The sequence below is a fragment of the Streptomyces sp. NPDC006430 genome (genome assembly GCF_040612395.1).
GTDB lineage: Bacteria > Actinomycetota > Actinomycetes > Streptomycetales > Streptomycetaceae > Streptomyces.
In genome coordinates, this window is sequence record NZ_JBEXQA010000019.1 from 1 (window position 1) to 19,525 (window position 19,525).

Below are 19,525 nucleotides of genomic sequence, written 5' to 3' on the forward strand. Positions count from 1 at the left end.
GTACAACGGGTACCGGAGTGGCCGGAGACCCGGGCCCCGCACTGGTGGTGGTGCCGAAGCCTCGTGGAGCCAAGCAGAAGACCCGCACCGCCCGAACCCGCAAGGGGACGGGCACGCGGGCGGCTGGCGCAACACCCCACCAGGGGACGGAAGCGAGAGATCGTCGACAGGACACTAGGCGCGAGCAACTCGCGCTCTGGTGACACCGTCACGAACCTTCCGGGCGGAAACGCCCGGAATACTGAGAGTCGCTGAGACTCGAAGCAACGGCTGCGGGATCGTCCGCGGCGCTGAACCGCTGCTGCGACCCGGGTCACGCAAGGCTCCGGAAACCGTCGGGCGGCGGCACGGAACGGGCCCGGTCGCGTCGCGACGCGCGGACGGGGGCCGAGGGACCGGCGGACCGGGGGGACCCGCACCTCAGGGGCGTTCGCCCAGCACGTCCAGGTAGTGCGCGTTGTACATGAAGCCCAGGACGTTGCCGAAGGGATCGATCACCGAGGCCGTCACGAAACCCGTTCCGTGCTCCGTGGGCGGCTGGTACTGCTTCGCACCCATGGACAGCAACTTCTCCAGCGTCGCGTCCACGTCGTCGACGTGCCAGTACACGACGGCCCCGCCCGGCTCGGCCGGCGCGCCGGCGGGCGCGTAGCGGCTGTCGATGAGCCCCAGTTCGTGCTGGTAGTCGCCGAGCCGGAACTCGGCGTACCCCGGCCGCTCGAAGTACGGCTCGATGCCGAGCACTTCGGTGTACCAGGCCTTGGCCGCGACCAGATCGGCGGCCCAGAAACTGACGGTGGTCAGACCTCGCAACATGGCTGCTCCCTCGCTCGCCGCCGCGGACACCCGTCCGCGTCCCGGTCGTTGCCAGGACTCTAGACACCAAGTAGGTCAGTTCCTGTCCTCATTGGAGTGTTGGCGTGGCGGGGCGTGCTGGCGTGTTGACGTGGCAAACAAACGCAGCCTCCCGGCAAGTAGAAAGGCGCGCACCCGGACAGGACTCGCCAGCGAGACCCGATGATTCTTCCGCCGCCGCCAGCGTCAGCCTCACATCGTCCGCAGCTAACGGGACCCATCGCAGTGGACCGGGCTTCAGGTTTCAGCCCGGTGGTGAAGCGATTCTGAACACTGCTCTGACCGGAAGACTGGAGCGGACGGTTCTGCTGCTCGATGTACTGGCGGACGATCGACAGCGGAGCCCCGCCCACCGACCCGGCGAAGTATGAGCCGGACCATAGGATTCCCGTGACTGGTCAGCTTCCGGCACCGAACGCAGATCAGGTGGAGAGGGTTTGCTCGAGTCCGCGCTGGGCGGCGGCCAGGGTGGGGTGGTCGGGGGTGACACGGGGGGCGAGGATGGCGATGGCCCGGGTGTAGTGCCGGGCCGCCTTGCGGGGGTGGCCGCGTTGGCGGTGGACCGCGGCAAGGTTGACCAGAGTGACGGCCAGGTCGGGGTGGGTGTTGCCGAGAAGACGGGTTTTGAGGGCGAGAGCGTGGGCGTAGCCATCGGTAGCGGCCGTGTGGTCGCCGCGGCGGTGCTGGAGGGCGGCGAGGTTGTGGGTGGTGACGGCCATTTCGTAATGATCCTCTCCATAGGTTTGTCTGAAAATGGTGAGCGCGATGCGGAGTTGGGACTCGGCTTCGGCGAGGCGACCGCATCCGTCCAGCAGGGCGGCCCAGGCGGCTCGGTCGGCTGCGACCAGGAGATGTTCGGGGCCATGCAGGCGAGTGCGGATGTCTACGGAGCGGGCGGCCCAGGGTTCACCCTCGGGGTGGGCACCGCGGGTGTGAGCCAGACCGCCGAGGTTGTGGCAGATGGTGGCAACCGTGTCGTGCTCGCTGCCGTAGGTGCTCTCACAGATGGCCAGAGCCCGCAGGTAGAGACTCTGAGAACGATCGAAGTGACCGGCGTACTTGCCCAGCACCCCCCATTCGTTGCATATTTCCGCTACTTCCGGCGAGTTGGGGCCAAAGGATTGCTCAGCCGCTGACAGGGTCAACGCCAGTAGGATGCCTGCGCGGCGGTAGTCACCGCGCTCGCGCCACAAACGCGCCAGTCGGACCTGGGCTGCCGTTCGCCGGACCGGAACACGGCGGTAGTGAGCGATTGCAGCACGCAGAGCAGGCTCGCTCGGACCGGTAGTCCCCGTCAGGGTCATGACGCTGTGGCTTTCGGTTCGGAAACGGGATGCCAGATATCGCCAATGCGGGCGGGCTGCGTCCGACCGGGGCTTGCAGGATTCGCGCCTGCCGCCCCTGAGGTAGCTCTCGCCCGGGTTGATGGGACCCACCCGCGGCCCGCTTGTTCAGACTCTTGGATCTTGACGATCACTCAGGTGCCACTTGGCGTGACCGCAAGCCGGAGGCACCTCCGCACTGCCGCACCCTGAAGGCTTACGCGAGATCGAACAGGGGTCACGACTTTACGGTGCGATTCGACTTCACTCTGCAATGAGAATCTGATTGTGATTAATGATCGTCATTGGTGGCCGCCGTTCGGAACCGTTATCATTCCAATAGTCATCGCCATCGGGATCCCTGGAGTACCAGACTACTATTCGATACAGGCCTTCGGGGTCACTGTTATCGGTCACAGGGTTCGTGGGCCCTGGGGCTGGGACTGGGGCTGGCGGGGCGGGGTCGGCTTGCGACACCCCAGCCGAGATGGGGATCCCCACAATAGCGGCAAGGACGAGCGCTGCGCCTGCTTTTGCACGTCGATTCTTGGTCTGGCTTGTCACCTTGATCACCTGTTCATCGTCTCGAGTTTCATCATTGTGCCGTATCGCCGATGTGGCAGGTTGGGCGACCGAGACTCCGGTTGCTGAGTTCTGGATTTGAAACGCAGCGCCCCATCCTGTGGCCCCACGGGTGATTTAAGCGACCGCGATCTCATTATGGTTGGAGTGGAGTCGATTTTTGCAGGTGATGAGAATCGCCGCCGGGGCGCAAATATCGAATACGGGGTCAAGGATGACGGCGTCTCTGGGGGGCGCAGGTGCAGGTGCAGGTGCAGGCGTAGGTGCGGGATCAGCGTGTGAGACCCCTGTCAGCAGGGGGGTAGCAGCGATAACAGAAGTTATGAATGCTGCCCCAACTCCGCGGCCGTGAGTCCGAGGCTTTCGACTGTTCAATTTCCCGATCTCCGTTCGGTAAAGAGTGTCGATCTCTGCGGGGTCGGATTCTCCCGTCCCGCGTCATGTCGAAATAATCTCCACGGTGTAGGCTTACGGCCACTGATTCAGGCATAGTCGAATCCTGGAGGGGGCATGCTGGCTGAGCTGACGTTCTCGGCGAGCGATCTGGCGCAGATGCGGTTCGCCATATCGCCGATGTGGCAGGTTGGGCCGAGCTTCCGGTTGCTGAGTTCCGGCTCCGCGCATCCAGTGCACCGGACCTGGGCCGAGCAGGTACGGCCGCGGGTGGCGGCTGCCGGGTTGGACCGGGGCTGGCTCGCCGAGCTGGTCCCGCGCTCGGGCTATGTCCCCGACTTCCTCAACCCGGCGCCGACCGGACCGGCGCCCACCCTCGCAGTAGAGCTGGCCGCGATCCTGGCCAGCTCCGACGACCAGGTTCGCCTGGACCTCGACCGCCTGCAGGGCCAAATGGGTTTCCTCGGACCCCGATTGCGGTCCCTGTACACCGAGCCGCAGGCCCGGCTGGCTCGGATCACGGAAGAAATCCAGACCTACTGGGAGTTGGCGCTCGCCCCGTACTGGGCACGGATACAGACCGTGCTCGACGCCGACATCCAACACCGAACCCGGCAAGTCGCCGAACACGGCGCGGGCTGCCTCCTCAACGATTTGCACACGTCCGTGAGCTGGGACGACAACGCGCTACGGCTGGTCCGCCACCAGCAGACCCTGTCCCGTAGGACGGCCGGTGCCGGGCTACTGCTGGTCCCCTCCGTCTTCACCGGATCGGACCCGTTCACCCGGGTGACGCCGCCGGAGCCGCCGCAGCTCTCCTATCCGGCGCGCGGCGTCGGCTCGCTGTGGCAACCGCGGCCCACAACCGGGACCGCCGCCGTCACTGCCGTACTAGGCCGCTCGCGCACCCTGCTGCTGACCGAACTGGAGTCTCCGGCCTCCACCACCGAGCTGGCCCGCCGTACCGGGCTCTCCGCGTCCGGAGTCTCCCAGTACCTGACCGCACTGCGCGACGCGGGCTTGGTCACCGCTCACCGAGCCGGTCGCTCGGTGCTCTACGCCCGCACCGCCGTCGCTGAATCTCTCCTCGCCGCCGCCATCTGAGTGGTTGGCCCGCAGGCTGATCGTTGGTTCGTTGTAGTGCCCGGGACGGACTCGTCACGGAGGCTGGCGCACCGCTGTATGAGGGTTCCGGTAACCGCCAATCTTTTCGGCGACCACTCCTGTAGTAGCGCACCCCGCCCCTTGTCGTCGGCTCCTGAGCTTGTTCTTCGACGTCTGCCGTCAGGCGTTCCGGCCGGTCGGACCCATCAGCCCCAGGTGGACGGGCTCGGCCGGTGCATCGGCGAGGAGGTCGGCCAGGCGCGGCGGCCACAACGGCTCGCCCAAAGTCGCCAGCGCCTGCGGCGACAGCCAACGCCAGTGCGCGTCGGGCGACTCCGGGACGGGGTCGCGGCGGGGGCCGGTGGTGACGTATATGTGCTCGTGCTGGCGGACCGGGATGCCCTGGTGGGTGAAATCGTGCTCCCAGGTGCACAGCAACCGTTGCGGCACGAGGTCGGTCCACCCCGTCTCCTCGCGCAACTCCCGCCGTACGCACTCCTCCGGGGTCTCGCCGGGATCGATCCCACCGCCGGGCGGCAGCCAGTGGATGCCGACCTCGATGTTGTTCTCGCGGAAGAGGAACACCGAACCGGTGGGGGAGAGTACGACAATGCGGGCTGCCAGCCGGGGAGTTCTCATCCTGCCAGCGTACGGTCAAACGTCCCGTGCCAGCAGTGACGTGCGCCGACTCCCACCCCCGACGCTCCGACGCCCCGGGACCCCGTCCCCCGAGTTCCCGGGGCAGCCCCCCGGGGATTCCCCGGGGGGCTGCCCCGCGCTCCCCACGTCGGCCCCGACCGGGGGACCGGTGCCGACGTCGGCCCGGCATCGGGGCCGGAGCGGGCTTCGGCATCGGTGCCGGGTTCGTCGCGGGCGCCGCGCCGACGCCGCGCCGGTGGCGGAACCGGTGGCGGAACCGGTTCCGGACCCTCGGTCAGGGGAAGGGGATCGCCCAAACGCCCGCGTCGAGCTTGAGCCCTCAAAGGAATCGCAGGTCGGATGTGTACGGTCGGGCGGATGAGCCAGCACGCCCGAGCCCGCTCCCGTTTCGTCCGCCGCCTCGCCCTCGTGGCCACCCTCGGTCTGCTGATCTTCACGGCCATCTGGATCCGCGCCGTCGTGGACGAGCAGGGCGTGCCCGTCGCCGCGCAGGCGAGCGAGTCCGAGAACCGTCCGCCGGTCGAGGACCGCACCGCACGTGCGGCGGAGCGGGACCGCCTCCAGGGCCTGCCCGGCATCAGCGACGAGACCCGGTCCAAGATTCCCGCGGAGTCGCGCCAGCTGATCCTCGTCACCGGCAAGGCGCAGGACTCCTCGCATTCCACCGCGACCCTCTACTCGCGCCCGGCGGCCGGCGCCGACTGGAGGCGGGTGGCCGGCTGGCCCGCCCGCAACGGGGCCAAGGGCTGGTCGACGGAGCGTACGCAAGGCGACCTGACCACCCCCGAGGGCGTGTTCTCGCTGACCGACGCGGGCGGCCTGCTGCCGAAGCCGCCGGGTACGAGGCTCCCGTACAGCCAGAGCCCCTTCTTCGTTCCCGAGGGCCTGGGGGTGAACGGCGAGTCCCTGGCGGGCGCCTTCGACTACGTCGTCGCGATCGACTTCAACCGCCGGCAGGGCTTCTCGCCGCTGGACGACGAGAAGCCGGACGGCGAGGACATGGGCGGCAACATCTGGCTCCACGTGGACCACGACGGCCCCTCACGGGGCTGCATCGGCATCCCGAAGGAGGCCATGGAGAAGATCTTGACCACCCTCGACCCGGCGGCGAAGCCGGTCATCGCGATGGGTCCGGCCGGCTTCTGACCCATCGGTCGGTCAGGGGCTGGGGTTGAGGTCCAGGACTCGGACCGGTTCGTGCTCCCATCGCTCGGGAAGCGTGGTGGCGACGATCGCTCCCTCGGGGCGGTCGGGGCTGGGGCGGGCCGCGTACTCACTGTGGGCTGCGGCCCAGGTTTCCCGTTGTGCGACGGCCAGCGCGGCCGGCAGGTCCAGGTCGAGGAGGATGATGCCCGGGAGTGCGGCCAGGTGCTCCGCCGTACCGGGCCGGGACCGGTCGGCTTCGACGAGTGCGCAGGAGGGGGCGTACAAGAACCAGCCCGCCTCGGCGTGCGCTCGGTGGATGAGCCGGGAAGCCAGGACGTTTCCCTGCCCGGCCGCGACCATCGCCGTCTCGTCCAGCACGATGTGCGTCGCCGTCACCGCCCCCGCGCCTGCGCAAGGCGTCGGTCCAGTTCGCCGTCCAGGTCCTGTTGCTCGGCGGCCGTCGGCGCGTAACCGTTCCACGCCCGCAGTGCTGCGCGGGCCCGCTCGGCCCGCTCAGCCCGCTCGGCGGGGGTCAGCAGCGTTTCGGCGAGACGGGCCAGGTAGGCGCGCAGTGACATGCCTTCGGCGGCCGCTATGGCGGCGAGTCTGTCTTTGGCTTCCTCGGGAATGCGGATGTTGGCGTCGGGCATCGTTGGACTCCTTCCCATCCTCTCATGGTACGGGTACGTACCCGTACCCGCAATTCCATGAACCCGTGAGGTGGGCACCGCCCCCTTGTCTGACGGGCCGTCAGCTACGACGATGGCTCCCGGCGCCGATACGACGAATCGGCCGACGCGGGCGAAGGTGAGGCGGGACGGCATGGCGCGTGTGTTCGCGGAAGGCCGGCTGGCGTACGGGATGCAGCTCCCGATCCAGTCGCAGAGCACCCTCTACGCCGAGCCCTGGGAGGCCTCGGCGACCGCCGTCGATCTCGCCGAGGTGGCGCGGGCGGCCGACCGGGCCGGCTTCGGGTACGTCGCCACCTGTGACCACGTGGCCGTCCCGCGCCGCCTCGCCGGGCCCATGAGCACCGTCTGGTACGACCCGGTGGCCACCCTCGCCTTCCTGGCCGGCGTCACGGAGCGGGTGCGGCTGCTGAGCCACGTCGCGGTCCTGGGCCTGCGCCATCCACTGCTCAGCGCCAAGCAGTACGCGACCGTCGATCACCTCTCGGGCGGTCGGTTGATCCTCGGCGTCGGCGCGGGCCACGTGCAGGAGGAGTTCGAGGTCCTCGGAGTGGACTTCGCCCGCCGCGGGGCCGTGCTCGACGAGACCCTGGACGCGCTGCGGGCCGCCCTCGGGCCCGAGGAGTATCCGGAGTTCGAGGGCGAGCTGTTCTCCTTCAAGGACCTCGGGCAACTGCCCCGCCCCGTGCAGACCCGCATCCCCGTCTGGGTCGGCGGGTCCTCGCCCGCCGCCGTGCGTCGGGCGGCGGTGCGCGGCGACGGCTGGCTGCCGCAGGGCGACCCGCGGGACCGGCTCCCGGCGCAGATCGCCCGGATCAAGGAGCTCCGTGCGGCGGCCGGGATCGCCGAGCCCGTCGAGATCGGTGCGATCACCGAGGCGCTGTACGTCGGCGAGCCCGGCTGGGACACCGGCCGTCGGGCCCTGACCGGGAAGGCGGAGGTACTCGCCGAGTCCTTGCGTGCGTACCGGGCGCTGGGTGTGGACCAGATCCAGGTCCGGTTCCGCAGTCGTGACCGCGCCGAACTGACCGACCAGATCGCCGCTTTCGGGGCCGAGGTGGCTCCGATCCTCAACGATTAGGACTTGATCATGGGCAAGCTGGACGGGCGCGTCGTCGTCATCACGGGTGCGGCGCGCGGGCAGGGCGAGCAGGAGGCCCGGCTGTTCGCCGCCGAGGGCGCCAAGGTGCTCCTCGGTGACGTTCTGGACGAGCAGGGCGCCGCCGTTGCCAAGGAGATAGGCGAGGACCGCGCCCGCTACGTACGGCTGGACGTGAGTCGGGAGGAGGACTGGGCGGCTGCGGTGTCCACCGCGAAGGAGGCCTTCGGCCCGATCGACGGTCTGGTCAACAATGCGGGCATCCTGCGCTTCAACGAGCTGGTTTCGACCCCGCTGGAGGAGTTCCAGCAGGTGGTGCAGGTCAACCAGGTCGGCGCCTTCCTCGGGATCAAGGCCGTGGCCCCCGAGATCGAGGCGGCGGGCGGCGGCACCATCGTCAACACCTCCTCGTACACCGGCCTGACGGGCATGGCGTACGTGGGCTCGTACGCGGCGACCAAGGCGGCGATCGTCGGCCTGACCCGGGTGGCCGCGCTGGAGTTGGCGGCCAAGGGCATCCGGGTCAACGCGATGTGCCCGGGCGCCGTGGACACCCCGATGGCCAATCCGGGCCTGCTGGACCCGGCGAACCTGAGCGACGAGGCCCGGGACGCGATGGCGGAGCTGTACCAGCGGGTCGTGCCGATGGGGCGGGTGGGGCGGCCGGAGGAGATCGCCAAGCTGGCGCTCTTCCTGAGCAGCGAGGACTCCTCGTACATCACCGGTCAGCCGTTCGTCATCGACGGTGGCTGGATGGCGGGCGTCAGCGTCCTCTAGATCCGGCCCCCAATGGATCTGATGGAGCGTCAGGTATTGACGCTCGCGCGTGCGCGGTGGAACAGTCGAACCCATCGAATCTGACGACACGTCAGAAACCAAAGGACGGTGAACCCCCTTGGAATTCGGGCTCTTCGTGCAGGGATACGTGCCTGAGGCGCGGTCCAAGGTCGACCCCGAGGCGGAGCACAAGGCGCTGATCGAGGAGACCGAGTACGTCATCCAGGCCGACCAGTCCGGCTTCAAGTACGCCTGGGCCTCCGAGCACCACTTCCTGGAGGAGTACTCGCACCTGTCGGCGAACGAGGTCTTCCTCGCCTACCTCGCCCACGCCACCGAGCGCATCCACCTCGGCTCCGGCATCTTCAACCCGCTCGCCCCGGTGAACCACCCGGTCAAGGTGGCCGAGAAGGTCACCATGCTCGACCACCTCTCCAAGGGCCGCTTCGAGTTCGGCACCGGGCGCGGCGCGGGCAGCCACGAGATCCTCGGGTTCCTGCCCGGCATCACGGACATGAACCACACCAAGGAGATCTGGGAAGAGACCATCGCCGAGTTCCCCAAGATGTTCCTCCAGGAGGAGTACGAGGGGTTCCAGGGCAAGCACTGGTCCCTGCCACCGCGGAAGATCTTCCCCAAGCCGTACGGCAAGGCCCACCCGGCCATGTGGTACGCCGCGGGCTCCCCCTCCTCGTACGCCATGGCGGCGAAGAAGGGCCTCGGCGTCCTCGGGTTCAGCGTCCAGAAGGTCTCCGACATGGAGTGGGTGCTGGAGCAGTACAAGACGGCCATCCAGGAGGCGAAGGCCATAGGCGCCTTCGTCAACGACAACGTGATGGTCACCTCGACCGCGATCTGTGCCGAGACGCACGACAAGGCGGTGGAGATCGCGGTCAACGCGAACATGAACCGCTTCCAGTCGCTGGTCTTCCGCTACCACGACACCTTCCCGCGGCCCGAGGCCATCCCGCAGTGGCCCGAGACGCTGCCCGAGTACAACGCGGAGATCATCGAGCTGCTGATCGCCGAGGAACTGCTGATCTGCGGCGACCCGTCCGAGGTGCTCGCGCAGTGCAAGCGCTGGGAGCAGGCCGGCGCCGACCAGCTGTCCTTCGGCCTGCCGACCGGCGTCTCGTACGAGGACACGATGACCACCATCAAGCTCATCGGCGAGCACGTGATCCCGAAGATCGACACGGACCCGGTCCACCGCACCACCCGCTTCCGCGAAGCCGCCGGCGCCTGACGGGCGGCACAGAACGGGGACGGCGTCTTCCCGGACCGCCGTCCCGGGGCCCCGGCCCGCTGCGGAGCCGGCCGGGGGTGCGCACGGCAGCGGCCTGCCGCGCACCCCCGGCCGGACCCGTGTCAGGGCCTCCCGGGCAGCGGCTTAGGCCCTGCGGGACGGGCCCCGCGACGGGCCCCGCAGGGCCGAAAGCGGTAGCGGCAACCGTCAACGGAAGAAGGGACGTCATGCTCGACCACCTGATCGAGGGAGCCACCGTCGTGGACGGGACGGGCGCCCCCGCGTACGTCGCCGACGTCGGGCTCCGGGACGGGCGGATCGTCGCCATCGGCGACCCCGGCACCGTCGCGGAAGAGGCCCGCACCAGCGAGGACGCGCGCGGGCTCGTGTTGTGCCCCGGTTTCGTCGACCCGCACACGCACTACGACGCCCAGCTGTTCTGGGACCCGTACGCGACCCCCTCGATGAACCACGGCGTGACCACCGTCGCCGGCGGCAACTGCGGATTCACCCTCGCGCCGCTGCACCCCGACCGCCCGGAGGACGCCGACTACACGCGCCGCATGATGAGCAAGGTCGAGGGCATGGCCCTCAAGGCCCTGGAGGAAGGCGTCGACTGGACCTGGTCCGGATTCGGCGAGTACCTCGACGCCCTCGAAGGGCGGATCGCCGTCAACGCCGGCTTCATGGTCGGGCACTGCGCGCTGCGCCGGCACGTCATGGGCGCGGACGCCGTCGGCGGACAGCCCACGCCCGAGCAGCTGCAGCAGATGATCGACCTCCTCCACGACGCCATGAACGCCGGCGCCTGGGGCCTGTCCACCACCCAGTCCGCCACCCACTCCGACGGCGACGGCGCCCCCGTCGCCTCCCGGCACGCCCGGCCCGCGGAGCTGCTCGCCCTCTCGCGCGCGGTCGCCGAGCACGAGGGCACCCAGCTGGAGGCGATCGTCGCCGGCTGCCTCGACCAGTTCTCCGACGAGGAGATCGACCTCTTCGTCGAGATGAGCGCCGCCGCCGGCCGGCCCCTGAACTGGAACGTCCTCACCATCGACGCCGCCGTCCCCGAACGCGTCCCGCGCCAGCTGGTGCCGAGCGAGCGCGCCCGCAAGGCCGGCGGTCGCATCGTCGCGCTGACCATGCCGATCCTCACCCCCATGAACATGTCCCTCGGTACCTTCTGCGCACTGAACCTGATCCCCGGTTGGGGCGAGGTCCTCGGGCTGCCCGTGCCCGAGCGGATCGCGAAGCTGCGCGACGCCGACGTGCGGGCCGAGATGCTGCGCCGCGCCGACAGCAAGGAGGCCGGGGTCTTCCGCCGGCTCGCCCACTTCGGGCGCTACGTCATCGGGGACACGTACAGCAAGGAGAACGAGGGCCTGTCCGGCCGCGTCGTGAACGACATCGCGGCCGAGCGCGGCCAGGACCCCTTCCAGTGCCTGGTCGAGATCTGCGCCAACGACGACCTGCGTACGGTGCTCTGGCCCATGCCGACCGACAACGACCCGGCGAGCTGGGCGCTGCGCGCCGAGACCTGGCAGCACGAGGACGTCATGCTGGGCGGCTCGGACGCCGGTGCGCACCTGGACCGCATGTGCGGGGCCCCGTACACGACCCGCTTCCTCGGGGACTGCCTGCGCGGCCGCAAACTGGTGCCGCTGGAGCAGGCGGTCAAGATGCTCACCGACGACCCGGCGCAGTTGTTCGGGCTGCGCGAGCGCGGCCGGATAGCCGAGGGCTTCCACGCGGACCTCGTCCTCTTCGACCCGGAACGGATCGAAGCCGGGCCGGCGACGCTCGTGCACGACCTGCCCGGCGACAGCCCGCGACTGGACGCCCGCGCGATCGGCATCGTGTCCGTGCGCGTCAACGGCGTGGAGACGATCCGCGACGACGAGGTGACGGGAGCCGTCCCGGGGATCGTGCTCCGGTCGGGCCGGGACACGAGGACGGTGAGCACGCGTTGAGCGGGCCCCTACGGCAGAAGCTGTACATCGGCGGCGAGTGGGTGGCGCCGGCCGCCGGGCACTACGAGGTGGTCAACCCGGCGGACGAGTCGGTGGTCGGGCTCGCGCCCGAGGCCTCGCGCGGACAGGTCGAGGAGGCGGCGCGAGCGGCGGCGGACGCCTTCGAGAACTGGTCGCGCACCCGGCCCGAGGAGCGGGCGGCGATCCTGGACCGGGCCGCGGACGTCATCCAGCGGGAGTTCGAGCCGTGGTCGGAGCTCGCCCGGGCAGAGACGGGCGCCCCGACCGGGATCGCGCGCGGCATGCAGGTCGGGGTCGGGGCGGCCCGCTTCCGGCGGTACGCCAAGGGCGCCCTGGAACCGGTGGAGCGCGGGCTGCCGCCGCAGGTCACCGAGGCCGGGCCGATGGGGAAGGCGAGCATCCTGGGTGCGCTGGAGGTGCGCCAGCCGGTTGGCGTGGTCACCTGCATCACCTCGTACAACAACCCGTGGGCGAACCCGGCGGGCAAGGTGGCCCCGGCGCTGGCCATGGGCAACACGGTGGTGGTCAAGCCGGCCCCGCAGGACCCGCTGTCGGTGTTCAAGATGGCCGAGGCCCTCGACGAGGCGGGCGTCCCTCCCGGCGTGGTGAACGTGGTGGGCGGGCAGTCGGTCGAGGTGGGTGAGGCGGCGGTCGACTCCCCGTACGTGGACATGGTGTCCTTCACCGGCTCGACCGCGGTCGGGCAGCGCATCGCGGAGGTCTGCGGCCGGTCGATGAAGCGACAGCTGATGGAGCTCGGCGGCAAGGGGGCGGCGGTCGTCTTCGAGGACGCCGACCTGGACGCTGCGGTGATGGGGATCGGCACCACCTTCTCCTTCTACAGCGGCCAGATCTGCACGGCCCCGACCCGGGTGATCGCCCACCGGGCGGTCTACGAGGAGTTGGTCGAGAAGCTGACCGGCTACCTGGCCTTCATGAAGGTCGGTGACCCGGCGGTGGCGGGCACGGTGGTGGGCCCGGTGATCTCCGCGGCGCACCGCGACCGGGTGGAGTCGTACGTCGAGCTCGGGCGGAAGGAGGGCGCGCGCATCGCGTACGGCGGCGGGCGCCCGGTGGTCGGGGACGGCCGCGGCTTCTACGTGGCCCCCACCCTGCTGGTGGACTGCACGAACGACATGCGGGTGGTCCGGGAGGAGATCTTCGGGCCGGTGGTGGTCGTCGTGCCGTTCGAGGGCGGCGAGGACGAGGCCGTGGCCCTGGCCAACGACAGCGACTTCGGCCTGCTGAGCTATGTGTGGTCCGGGAACGCGGCGCGCGCCTTCCGGGTGGCGCGGCGGCTGCGGGCGGGCGGGGTCGGCGTGAACACGATCGGCCGGAACATGGAGGCGCCGTTCGGCGGCTTCAAGCGCTCCGGAGTCGGCCGGGACGTGGGCTCGTACGCGCTGCACGCGTACAGCGAGATGCAGTCGATCGTCTGGACGGGCTGACGGGCTGACGGGCTGACGGGCTGACGGGCTGACGCGCTGACGCGCTGACGGGCTGACGTCTGGGGGCCGGGGGGCGGGCGACGCCCCCCGGGCCCCGCCCCCGGCTCAGCCGTTGGCGCCGCCGTAGTAGTCGGTGAGGACGCAGCCCTTCACCAGGGCGAGCTCCTTGACGTACCCGCTGGGCGCGGCGAACTTCGGGTTGCAGTTCAGGATGAGGAGTCCGCCCGACTTGGTCATGGCGGAGATCGCCGAGTCGCTGGTGGCCAGGACGGCGAAGTCCCGGCCGACGAGGAAGCCGCCGTTCAGGCCGCGGTTCGGGTGCTCGGGCAGCTGCCGGTCGAGGTCGGCCTTGTAGGCGGCCTGGAAGGCCTTGGCGTCCTTGAGCATGAAGATGCGGGTGCCCTTGGAGCAGGCGCCGCGCTCGGTGACCGACCACTTGGCGTCGTACTTCTGGTCCTCGTCGAAGTACTCGTAGCCGTCGGGGCCGACGGAGACGGATGTGCAGCGGGTGCGCCCGTTGACCCACTGGGCGGCCGCCGCCATGTTCCCGGCCTTGGGCAGCCGCTCGGCGCGGGGCCCGTCCTTGGGCGCGATGCCGCTGCCGTCGCTGCCCGCGGCGCCGCCGCTGATACCGCCGATGCCGGCGGCGGCGCCGCTGTCGTCACCCCCGCAGGCGGTGAGGACGAGCAGGGCCGTGACGGCCGAGGCCGTGGTGAGCAGTGCCTTGGTACGCATGGCTGAGGTGTTCCCCCCGGTAAATGACCTTGATCGGCGGCGACTTTATGGCGGAGGGGCCTGAAAGTCACACGGGAAAGTTTTGAAACGCTCAAAACGGACACGGCTGCGGTTTCCGCATTCCGGAAGAGAGGGGGGTGGGGCTGGGGAAGGGTAGGCGGGTGCCCGTGTGAACCTTCTATTGCATGCCGGTAAACTCTTTTCAGTCGAGATTCGAAGGTATTTCGGGCTGCGGAGATCCGGACTCAAGTCCTCTATATGTGGAAACCGCACCCTCTAACGTCCTTTGGCATGACACAGCTGGACGTTCGGCCCGAGGTCGGAGACACGGTAGGAGGCGTCGCCGAGGGCGGCGTTCCCGGCGATGTGCGCGGCAAGGGCCTCGGCAAGGGCTCCGTGGGACTGGTGGGAAGCGCCGTCATCGGCATCTCCACCGTCGCCCCCGTCTACTGCCTGACCTCGACCCTCGGCTCCACCGCCGGCGAGGTCGGCGTCCAGATGCCCGCCGTCTTCCTGGCCGGCTTCCTCCCGATGCTGCTCGTCGCCTTCGCGTACCGCGAGCTCAACAAGGCCGTGCCGGACTGCGGCACCTCCTTCACCTGGACCGTGAAGGCCTTCGGCCCGCGGATCGGCTGGATGTGCGGCTGGGGCCTGGTGATCGCCACGATCATCGTGCTCTCGAACCTGGCCGGCGTCGCCACCTCGTACTTCTGGCTGCTGGCCGGCGAGATCACGGGCAATCCGTCGATCGCCGCCCTGGACGACAACAAGCTCGTCCACATCGCCACCTGCCTCACCCTGATCGCCGTCGCGACCGCCATCAGCTACCGCGGCATGACCGCCACCAAGGGAGTCCAGTACACCCTGGTCGGCCTCCAGCTCGCGGTCCTCGCCCTCTTCGTCACGATGGCCTTCCAGAAGGCCTCGACCGGCACCTTCGACACCGGCCTGGACTTCTCCTGGCAGTGGATGAACCCCTTCGCGGTCGAGTCCATGGCGGCCTTCACCGCCGGCCTCTCCCTCTCGATCTTCATGTACTGGGGCTGGGACACCTGCCTCACCGCCAACGAAGAGACCGTCGGCTCCACCAAGACCCCCGGCCGCGCCTCGCTCATCGCGATGGTCGTCCTGGTCGGCTCGTACCTGGCCACGGGCATCGCCGCCCAGATGGGCGTCGGCTCCGGCGCCACCGGCCTGGGCCTGGGCAACCCGGAGACCTCCGGCAACGTCTTCGCCGCCCTCGCCGGCCCGGTGATGGGGCCGATGCTCGGCATCCTGCTCTTCGTCGCCGTCCTCGCCTCGGCTGCGGCCTCGCTCCAGACCACGTTCATCCCGGTCGCCCGCACGGTCCTCGCCATGTCCACGTACGAGGCCCTGCCCGCCTCCTACGCCAAGGTCCACCCGCGCTTCAAGACCCCGGGCCGGGCCACCGTCATGGCGGGCGTCGCGACCGGCGTCTTCTACACCGTGATGACCCTGGTCAGCGAGAACGTCCTGACCGACACGATCTTCGCCCTCGGTCTGATGATCTGCTTCTACTACTCGCTGACGGCCTTCGCCTGCGCCTGGTACTTCCGCGGTGACCTGCGCCGCTCCACCCGGGAGCTGCTCTTCAAGGGAGTCTTCCCGGTCCTGGGCGGCGTGCTGCTGGCCGCCGTCTTCCTCAAGACCCTGGTCGACATGTGGAACCCGTCGTACGGATCCGGCTCCACCGTCCTCGGCGTCGGCAGCGTCTTCGTCATCGGCGTCGGCCTGCTGGCGCTCGGCCTGGCGATCATGCTGGTCACGGCACGCCGCAGCCCGGCCTTCTTCCGCGGCGAGGTCCTGACGAAGTCCACCCCGGCCCTGGTGGTCGAAGACTGACCGCGCCCACCTGCACCCCGTGCCACCGCGGCCCCGGCTCCGTCCCCCCTTCCATCCCCCGATCCGGGGCCGCGCGCTGCAGGTCGTGACCCGGGCCCCGGCGGGTCGTTCTGCACGGCATGAACGCCATGAAGCGCAGCCTCGCCGCCCTGGTCCTCTCCGGTGGAGCCCTCGCCCTGACCCCCGTCGCCGCCCATGCCGACGGATCCAGCCTCCAGGCGGCCGCCCCGCTCGCCCACCGCGTCGGCGACATCGTCGACCACCCGGGCCATGCCGTACAGGACACCAAGACCGCGGTGGGCGTGACCGCCTCCGCCGCCGGATCCGCCGCCAAGGCCACCGACTCCTCGCTCGGGGGCGCGGGCACCGCCCTGGGAGGGCTCCCGAAGCCCCCTGCGGCTCACTGAGCTCATGGAACCCGCAGCGGGATCGTGCGGGTTCCGGCCCCGCGCACGGGGTCGATCCTGGTCAGCCCCAGGTGCGGGAGCAGAGTACGAGCCGGTAGCCGTCCGGGTCGGTCACGGTGCCCCCTCGTTCCTCGTCGTCGCGTCGCTACGTGATGGCCTGCGGCCACCCTTGACCGCCCGTCCCGCCTAGGAAAGACAGGACTGTCGGGAAGCCCCCAGAAGAACGGGCACCGGGGACCGACCCCTGCCCGACCCATCAGCGATGCAGGGCCGGACCTCCGCTCTTCGAGAGCAGGGTGCGGGCCCGCCTGCCCGTCCCTCCAGGTCGGGGCAGGGTCAGCCGGAGTCAGACAGCGACCAGAGCAGGGCCCGGAGCGGGCAGACGGGCAGGACGCGTCAGATCGCTACGCGCTTCGCCCGGCTCGGCGTCTCCCGGCCGTCTGGGGCCGGACATAGGCCGCGATCGACCACTACCCAGCCTCTCCGCACGCGACCGCACCTCGCTTGCCCCCACTGAGCGGCGAGTTGGCGACCGCTCGTTGGTGGGAGACGTTCAAGGTGGCCACGGACCCTATCGCGGGACGACTTGCCCGGGTCGAACCAAGGCGCCCGACCGGGGGCCCGTGCCACGCGCGGCAGTGGACAACCGGACCCGCGGCCGCGCAACAGCAGGGCTCTCCCCCGCTGATCACCCACGCCCCAGTCACACGCCGCCGTTCGGGTGCCTCCCGCCGTGGCACACCCTCCCCGCGCCGAGTCCGGACCTAGCGTGCTGAGCACTCAGGTCCCCGGAAAGGGAGAAGGAACGTGCTCAAGGGCTTCAAGAGCTTCCTCATGCGCGGCGACGTCATCGTGATCGCCATTGGTCTGGTCACCGCGCTGGCCTTCTCCACCCTAATCAAGGCGTTCACCGACTACATCGTCAACCCGATCGTCGCCCGGTTCCAGGGCGGTAGCTCCGCCGGACTGGGCTGGCAACTCGGGAAAGAGGGCAACGATGCGACGTACCTCGACATCGGGCAGTTCATCTCGGCGCTGATCTACTTCCTCATCTTCATGGCAGTCGTGTACTTCGTGATCGTTGTGCCGTACAAGCACGCCCAGGCGCGCCGAGGCGTCACCGCCTTCGGTGAGCCGGGGCCGGTGAAGACCTGCCCGGCCTGTATGGCCGATGACATCCCCGAGGCGGCGACCAAGTGCCGGTACTGCACCAGCCAGCAGCCGCCTGTGGGTGCGCCCGCCTGAGGTTCACGGATGGCAGCCCTGGGGCGTCCGACGGTGATATCTTCCTTGAGGATCGTATATAAGCCCAGTGGAGGCCGTGATGTCCCGAACGGTGATCGACCTGGACGACGAGGCCCTGGCGGAAGCCGCCCGGCACCTCGGCACCACGACCAAGCGGGACACCGTGAACGCTGCCCTGCGGGAGATCGCCGACCGCCGCCGCAGAGCTGCGGCGGTCGAGCGCATGCGGCAGATGGTTGCCGACGGCGAGATCGACTTCTCGGCGATCGGGAACGGCGGTGTCGGGGGCGTGCAGGAGTCAGGGGGGCGTTCGGCCGCGTGAGCGAGAACTTCCTGATCGACACGAGCGCACTCGTCCGTTTCTACCGGCGGCAGGCCGCTCCCGCATGGGACGAGCTGGTCACCTCCGGAGTCGTGGGGTTGTGCGAACCGGTTCGCCAGGAGTTCCTGCGTGCCGTGGGGGGCCGTCCTGCCTATTACGAGGCCGACGGTCTGCTTCGTGAGACCTTCCCGTACTTCGTGGCGCGTGACTCCGTTTGGGAGGAGACCTCGGCACTCCAGCAGAGGATGGCAGACGAAGGCTGCCACCAGTGCGCGAGCCCGGTGGACCTGCTCGTCGCCGTCACCGCGCAGCATCACAAACTGACCGTCCTCCATCAAGATGCGGACTTCGAGACCATCGCCCGCATCACGGGGCAGCCCGTGCGGCGCATCGCGGACTGATCACGCCGTACCGCGACGCCCGGTCATGACCGGGCGTCGGGGACGAAGATGCTCACCCGGTAGCTCGTCGGGTGGACGAGACGGCCGCAGAACGTGTCGAAGCGCAACTGGCTGGGGTCGGTGACCGTGCCCTCGGCGTGGAGGCGGCGGACGTACTCCTTCATCTCCGCCTGCTCCTGCGTCGAGAACAGCGGTTCCCAGCGGCCGGGTACGTCCTCCGCCCGGCGGTAGGCCCGCTCCCTGCTCCGTTTGCGTTTGCGCTGGCCCGGCATGTGGATCAGTCCCCTCTCGGGGGCATGCTCGGGCCTCGGGACTGGCCGGGGCAACCGATTCAGAGGTACTGCGCGTAGTCGTCCAGGACCCGCAGGATCTCGTCCTCCTTCGCTGACGGGAGCTGGAGGACGACTTCCTCGATGCCCAGCTCGGCGTAGTGGCTGAGTTTGCCGGGGTTGGGCCGGACAGCGTACGGGACCACCTGGAGGGTCTTCGGGTCGCGGCCCGCGGTTTCCCAGACCTGGCGCAGTACCGGCAGGGACTCGCCGAGGCCGCCGCCGCCGATCGGGAGCCAGCCGTCGGCGTGGTCGGCGATGGCCGAGAAGAGCTTCGGGCCGGCCGCGCCGCCGATCAGGGTGCGGGGGCCGTGGAGGGGGTGGCCGGGGCCCAGCTCGCGCGATGGCTGGGCCGGCTTGGGGTGGGCAGCGCTGGCCTGGACGGAGCAGAACTGGCCGACGTAGGCCGTGGGTTCGGGCGCCCACAGAGCGCGCATCAGGGCCATCCGGTCCCGGACCAGTTCGCGGCGGGTGCGCCAGTCGACGCCGTGGTCGGCGGCCTCCTCGACGTTCCAGCCGTAGCCGATCCCGAGGGTGAAGCGGCCTCCGGAGAGGTGGTCCAGGGTGGCGATCTGCTTCGCGAGGTCGATCGGGTCGTGCTGGGCGACCAGGGTGATGCCGGTGCCGACGGTGAGGCGCTCGGTCACGGCGGCGGCCTGGGCGAGGGCGACAAAGGGGTCGAGGGTGCGCCCGTACATCTCCGGGAGCTCGCCGCCCATGGGTGCGGCCGTGTCGCGGCTGACCGGGATGTGGGTGTGCTCGGGCAGGTAGAGCCCTGCGAAGCCGCGCTCCTCAAGTGCGCGGGCGAGGCGGACGGGGGTGACGGTGAGGTCGGTCAGGAAGATGGTCGTGGCGATCCGCATGGCTGAGGGCACCTCCGTGGCTCTCCGGGGCTGTGCTGTCCGCTTCTCCGG

General features: G+C 69.7%; 20 protein-coding genes and 1 pseudogene. 12 read left to right on the forward strand and 9 right to left on the reverse strand.

Annotation, left to right across the window (positions count from 1 at the left end):
- Positions 1-420: 420 nt before the first annotated feature.
- From ABZZ20_RS24250 to ABZZ20_RS24260, 3 genes and pseudogenes are all read right to left on the reverse strand, one after another.
- On the reverse strand, positions 421-816 hold the full coding sequence (locus ABZZ20_RS24250) for a VOC family protein (RefSeq protein ID WP_356872843.1): 396 nt from the start codon (positions 814-816) through the stop codon (positions 421-423).
- Between the two features lie 344 nt (positions 817-1,160).
- Positions 1,161-1,244: pseudogene (locus ABZZ20_RS24255) on the reverse strand (transposase); the annotation flags it as partial.
- Positions 1,245-1,277: 33 nt separating this feature from the next.
- Complete coding sequence (locus ABZZ20_RS24260) at positions 1,278-2,159, reverse strand: tetratricopeptide repeat protein (protein WP_356872845.1); 882 nt, start codon at positions 2,157-2,159, stop codon at positions 1,278-1,280.
- A 1,110-nt stretch (positions 2,160-3,269) separates the two neighbouring features.
- On the opposite strand from ABZZ20_RS24260, the gene ABZZ20_RS24265 reads away from it, so the two are divergent.
- Positions 3,270-4,256, forward strand: a complete 987-nt coding sequence (locus tag ABZZ20_RS24265; protein WP_356872847.1) for a DUF5937 family protein — start codon at positions 3,270-3,272, stop codon at positions 4,254-4,256.
- Between the two features lie 180 nt (positions 4,257-4,436).
- On the opposite strand, the gene ABZZ20_RS24270 is transcribed toward ABZZ20_RS24265, so the two are convergent.
- Positions 4,437-4,895, reverse strand: a complete 459-nt coding sequence (locus ABZZ20_RS24270) for an NUDIX domain-containing protein (RefSeq protein WP_356872849.1) — start codon at positions 4,893-4,895, stop codon at positions 4,437-4,439.
- 378 nt (positions 4,896-5,273) lie between these two features.
- On the opposite strand from ABZZ20_RS24270, the gene ABZZ20_RS24275 reads away from it, so the two are divergent.
- Positions 5,274-6,062 (forward strand): L,D-transpeptidase family protein, encoded by a 789-nt coding sequence (locus ABZZ20_RS24275; RefSeq protein WP_356872851.1) that lies wholly within the window; start codon positions 5,274-5,276, stop codon positions 6,060-6,062.
- Between the two features lie 12 nt (positions 6,063-6,074).
- Here the strand turns inward: ABZZ20_RS24275 and ABZZ20_RS24280 are convergent, their stop codons facing one another.
- The gene (locus tag ABZZ20_RS24280; protein ID WP_356873051.1) at positions 6,075-6,422 is read right to left on the reverse strand and encodes a hypothetical protein; all 348 of its coding nucleotides are present in this window, start codon (positions 6,420-6,422) and stop codon (positions 6,075-6,077) included.
- 32 nt (positions 6,423-6,454) lie between these two features.
- A complete protein-coding gene (locus ABZZ20_RS24285) occupies positions 6,455-6,712 on the reverse strand; it encodes a hypothetical protein (protein WP_356872853.1) in 258 nt (85 codons plus the stop codon).
- A gap of 172 nt (positions 6,713-6,884) precedes the next feature.
- On the opposite strand from ABZZ20_RS24285, the gene ABZZ20_RS24290 reads away from it, so the two are divergent.
- The 5 genes from ABZZ20_RS24290 (at position 6,885) to ABZZ20_RS24310 (ending at position 13,309) form a co-directional block, all read left to right on the forward strand.
- Positions 6,885-7,832 (forward strand): LLM class F420-dependent oxidoreductase, encoded by a 948-nt coding sequence (locus ABZZ20_RS24290; RefSeq protein WP_356872855.1) that lies wholly within the window; start codon positions 6,885-6,887, stop codon positions 7,830-7,832.
- Positions 7,833-7,841: 9 nt separating this feature from the next.
- Complete coding sequence (locus ABZZ20_RS24295; RefSeq protein WP_356872857.1) at positions 7,842-8,627, forward strand: glucose 1-dehydrogenase; 786 nt, start codon at positions 7,842-7,844, stop codon at positions 8,625-8,627.
- A 118-nt stretch (positions 8,628-8,745) separates the two neighbouring features.
- Positions 8,746-9,873 (forward strand): LLM class flavin-dependent oxidoreductase, encoded by a 1,128-nt coding sequence (locus ABZZ20_RS24300; RefSeq protein WP_356872859.1) that lies wholly within the window; start codon positions 8,746-8,748, stop codon positions 9,871-9,873.
- A gap of 227 nt (positions 9,874-10,100) precedes the next feature.
- On the forward strand, positions 10,101-11,840 hold the full coding sequence (locus tag ABZZ20_RS24305; protein WP_356872861.1) for a D-aminoacylase: 1,740 nt from the start codon (positions 10,101-10,103) through the stop codon (positions 11,838-11,840).
- The gene (locus tag ABZZ20_RS24310) at positions 11,837-13,309 is read left to right on the forward strand and encodes an aldehyde dehydrogenase family protein (RefSeq protein WP_356872863.1); all 1,473 of its coding nucleotides are present in this window, start codon (positions 11,837-11,839) and stop codon (positions 13,307-13,309) included. Before ABZZ20_RS24305 ends, ABZZ20_RS24310 begins: the two co-directional genes overlap by 4 nt.
- Positions 13,310-13,414: 105 nt before the next feature.
- Here the strand turns inward: ABZZ20_RS24310 and ABZZ20_RS24315 are convergent, their stop codons facing one another.
- Positions 13,415-14,044: a hypothetical protein gene (locus tag ABZZ20_RS24315; RefSeq protein WP_356872865.1), complete on the reverse strand. Its 630-nt coding sequence runs from the start codon at positions 14,042-14,044 to the stop codon at positions 13,415-13,417.
- A 291-nt stretch (positions 14,045-14,335) separates the two neighbouring features.
- Here ABZZ20_RS24315 and ABZZ20_RS24320 point away from each other — a divergent pair, with 291 nt between their 5' ends.
- The 5 genes from ABZZ20_RS24320 (at position 14,336) to ABZZ20_RS24340 (ending at position 18,282) form a co-directional block, all read left to right on the forward strand.
- Positions 14,336-15,907: an APC family permease gene (locus tag ABZZ20_RS24320; RefSeq protein ID WP_356872867.1), complete on the forward strand. Its 1,572-nt coding sequence runs from the start codon at positions 14,336-14,338 to the stop codon at positions 15,905-15,907.
- A gap of 119 nt (positions 15,908-16,026) precedes the next feature.
- On the forward strand, positions 16,027-16,314 hold the full coding sequence (locus tag ABZZ20_RS24325; protein ID WP_356872869.1) for a hypothetical protein: 288 nt from the start codon (positions 16,027-16,029) through the stop codon (positions 16,312-16,314).
- Between the two features lie 807 nt (positions 16,315-17,121).
- Entirely contained in the window at positions 17,122-17,559 is a 438-nt protein-coding gene (locus ABZZ20_RS24330) for an MscL family protein (RefSeq protein WP_356872871.1), read from the forward strand.
- A 79-nt stretch (positions 17,560-17,638) separates the two neighbouring features.
- Positions 17,639-17,881: a type II toxin-antitoxin system VapB family antitoxin gene (locus tag ABZZ20_RS24335; RefSeq protein WP_356872873.1), complete on the forward strand. Its 243-nt coding sequence runs from the start codon at positions 17,639-17,641 to the stop codon at positions 17,879-17,881.
- The gene (locus ABZZ20_RS24340) at positions 17,878-18,282 is read left to right on the forward strand and encodes a PIN domain nuclease (RefSeq protein ID WP_356872875.1); all 405 of its coding nucleotides are present in this window, start codon (positions 17,878-17,880) and stop codon (positions 18,280-18,282) included. The genes ABZZ20_RS24335 and ABZZ20_RS24340 overlap by 4 nt, the downstream gene beginning before the upstream one ends.
- Positions 18,283-18,305: 23 nt before the next feature.
- Here the strand turns inward: ABZZ20_RS24340 and ABZZ20_RS24345 are convergent, their stop codons facing one another.
- Both ABZZ20_RS24345 and ABZZ20_RS24350 read right to left on the reverse strand, forming a co-directional pair.
- Entirely contained in the window at positions 18,306-18,554 is a 249-nt protein-coding gene (locus ABZZ20_RS24345; RefSeq protein WP_356872877.1) for a hypothetical protein, read from the reverse strand.
- Positions 18,555-18,613: 59 nt separating this feature from the next.
- Positions 18,614-19,474 (reverse strand): LLM class F420-dependent oxidoreductase, encoded by an 861-nt coding sequence (locus tag ABZZ20_RS24350; RefSeq protein WP_356872879.1) that lies wholly within the window; start codon positions 19,472-19,474, stop codon positions 18,614-18,616.
- Positions 19,475-19,525 lie beyond the last annotated feature (51 nt).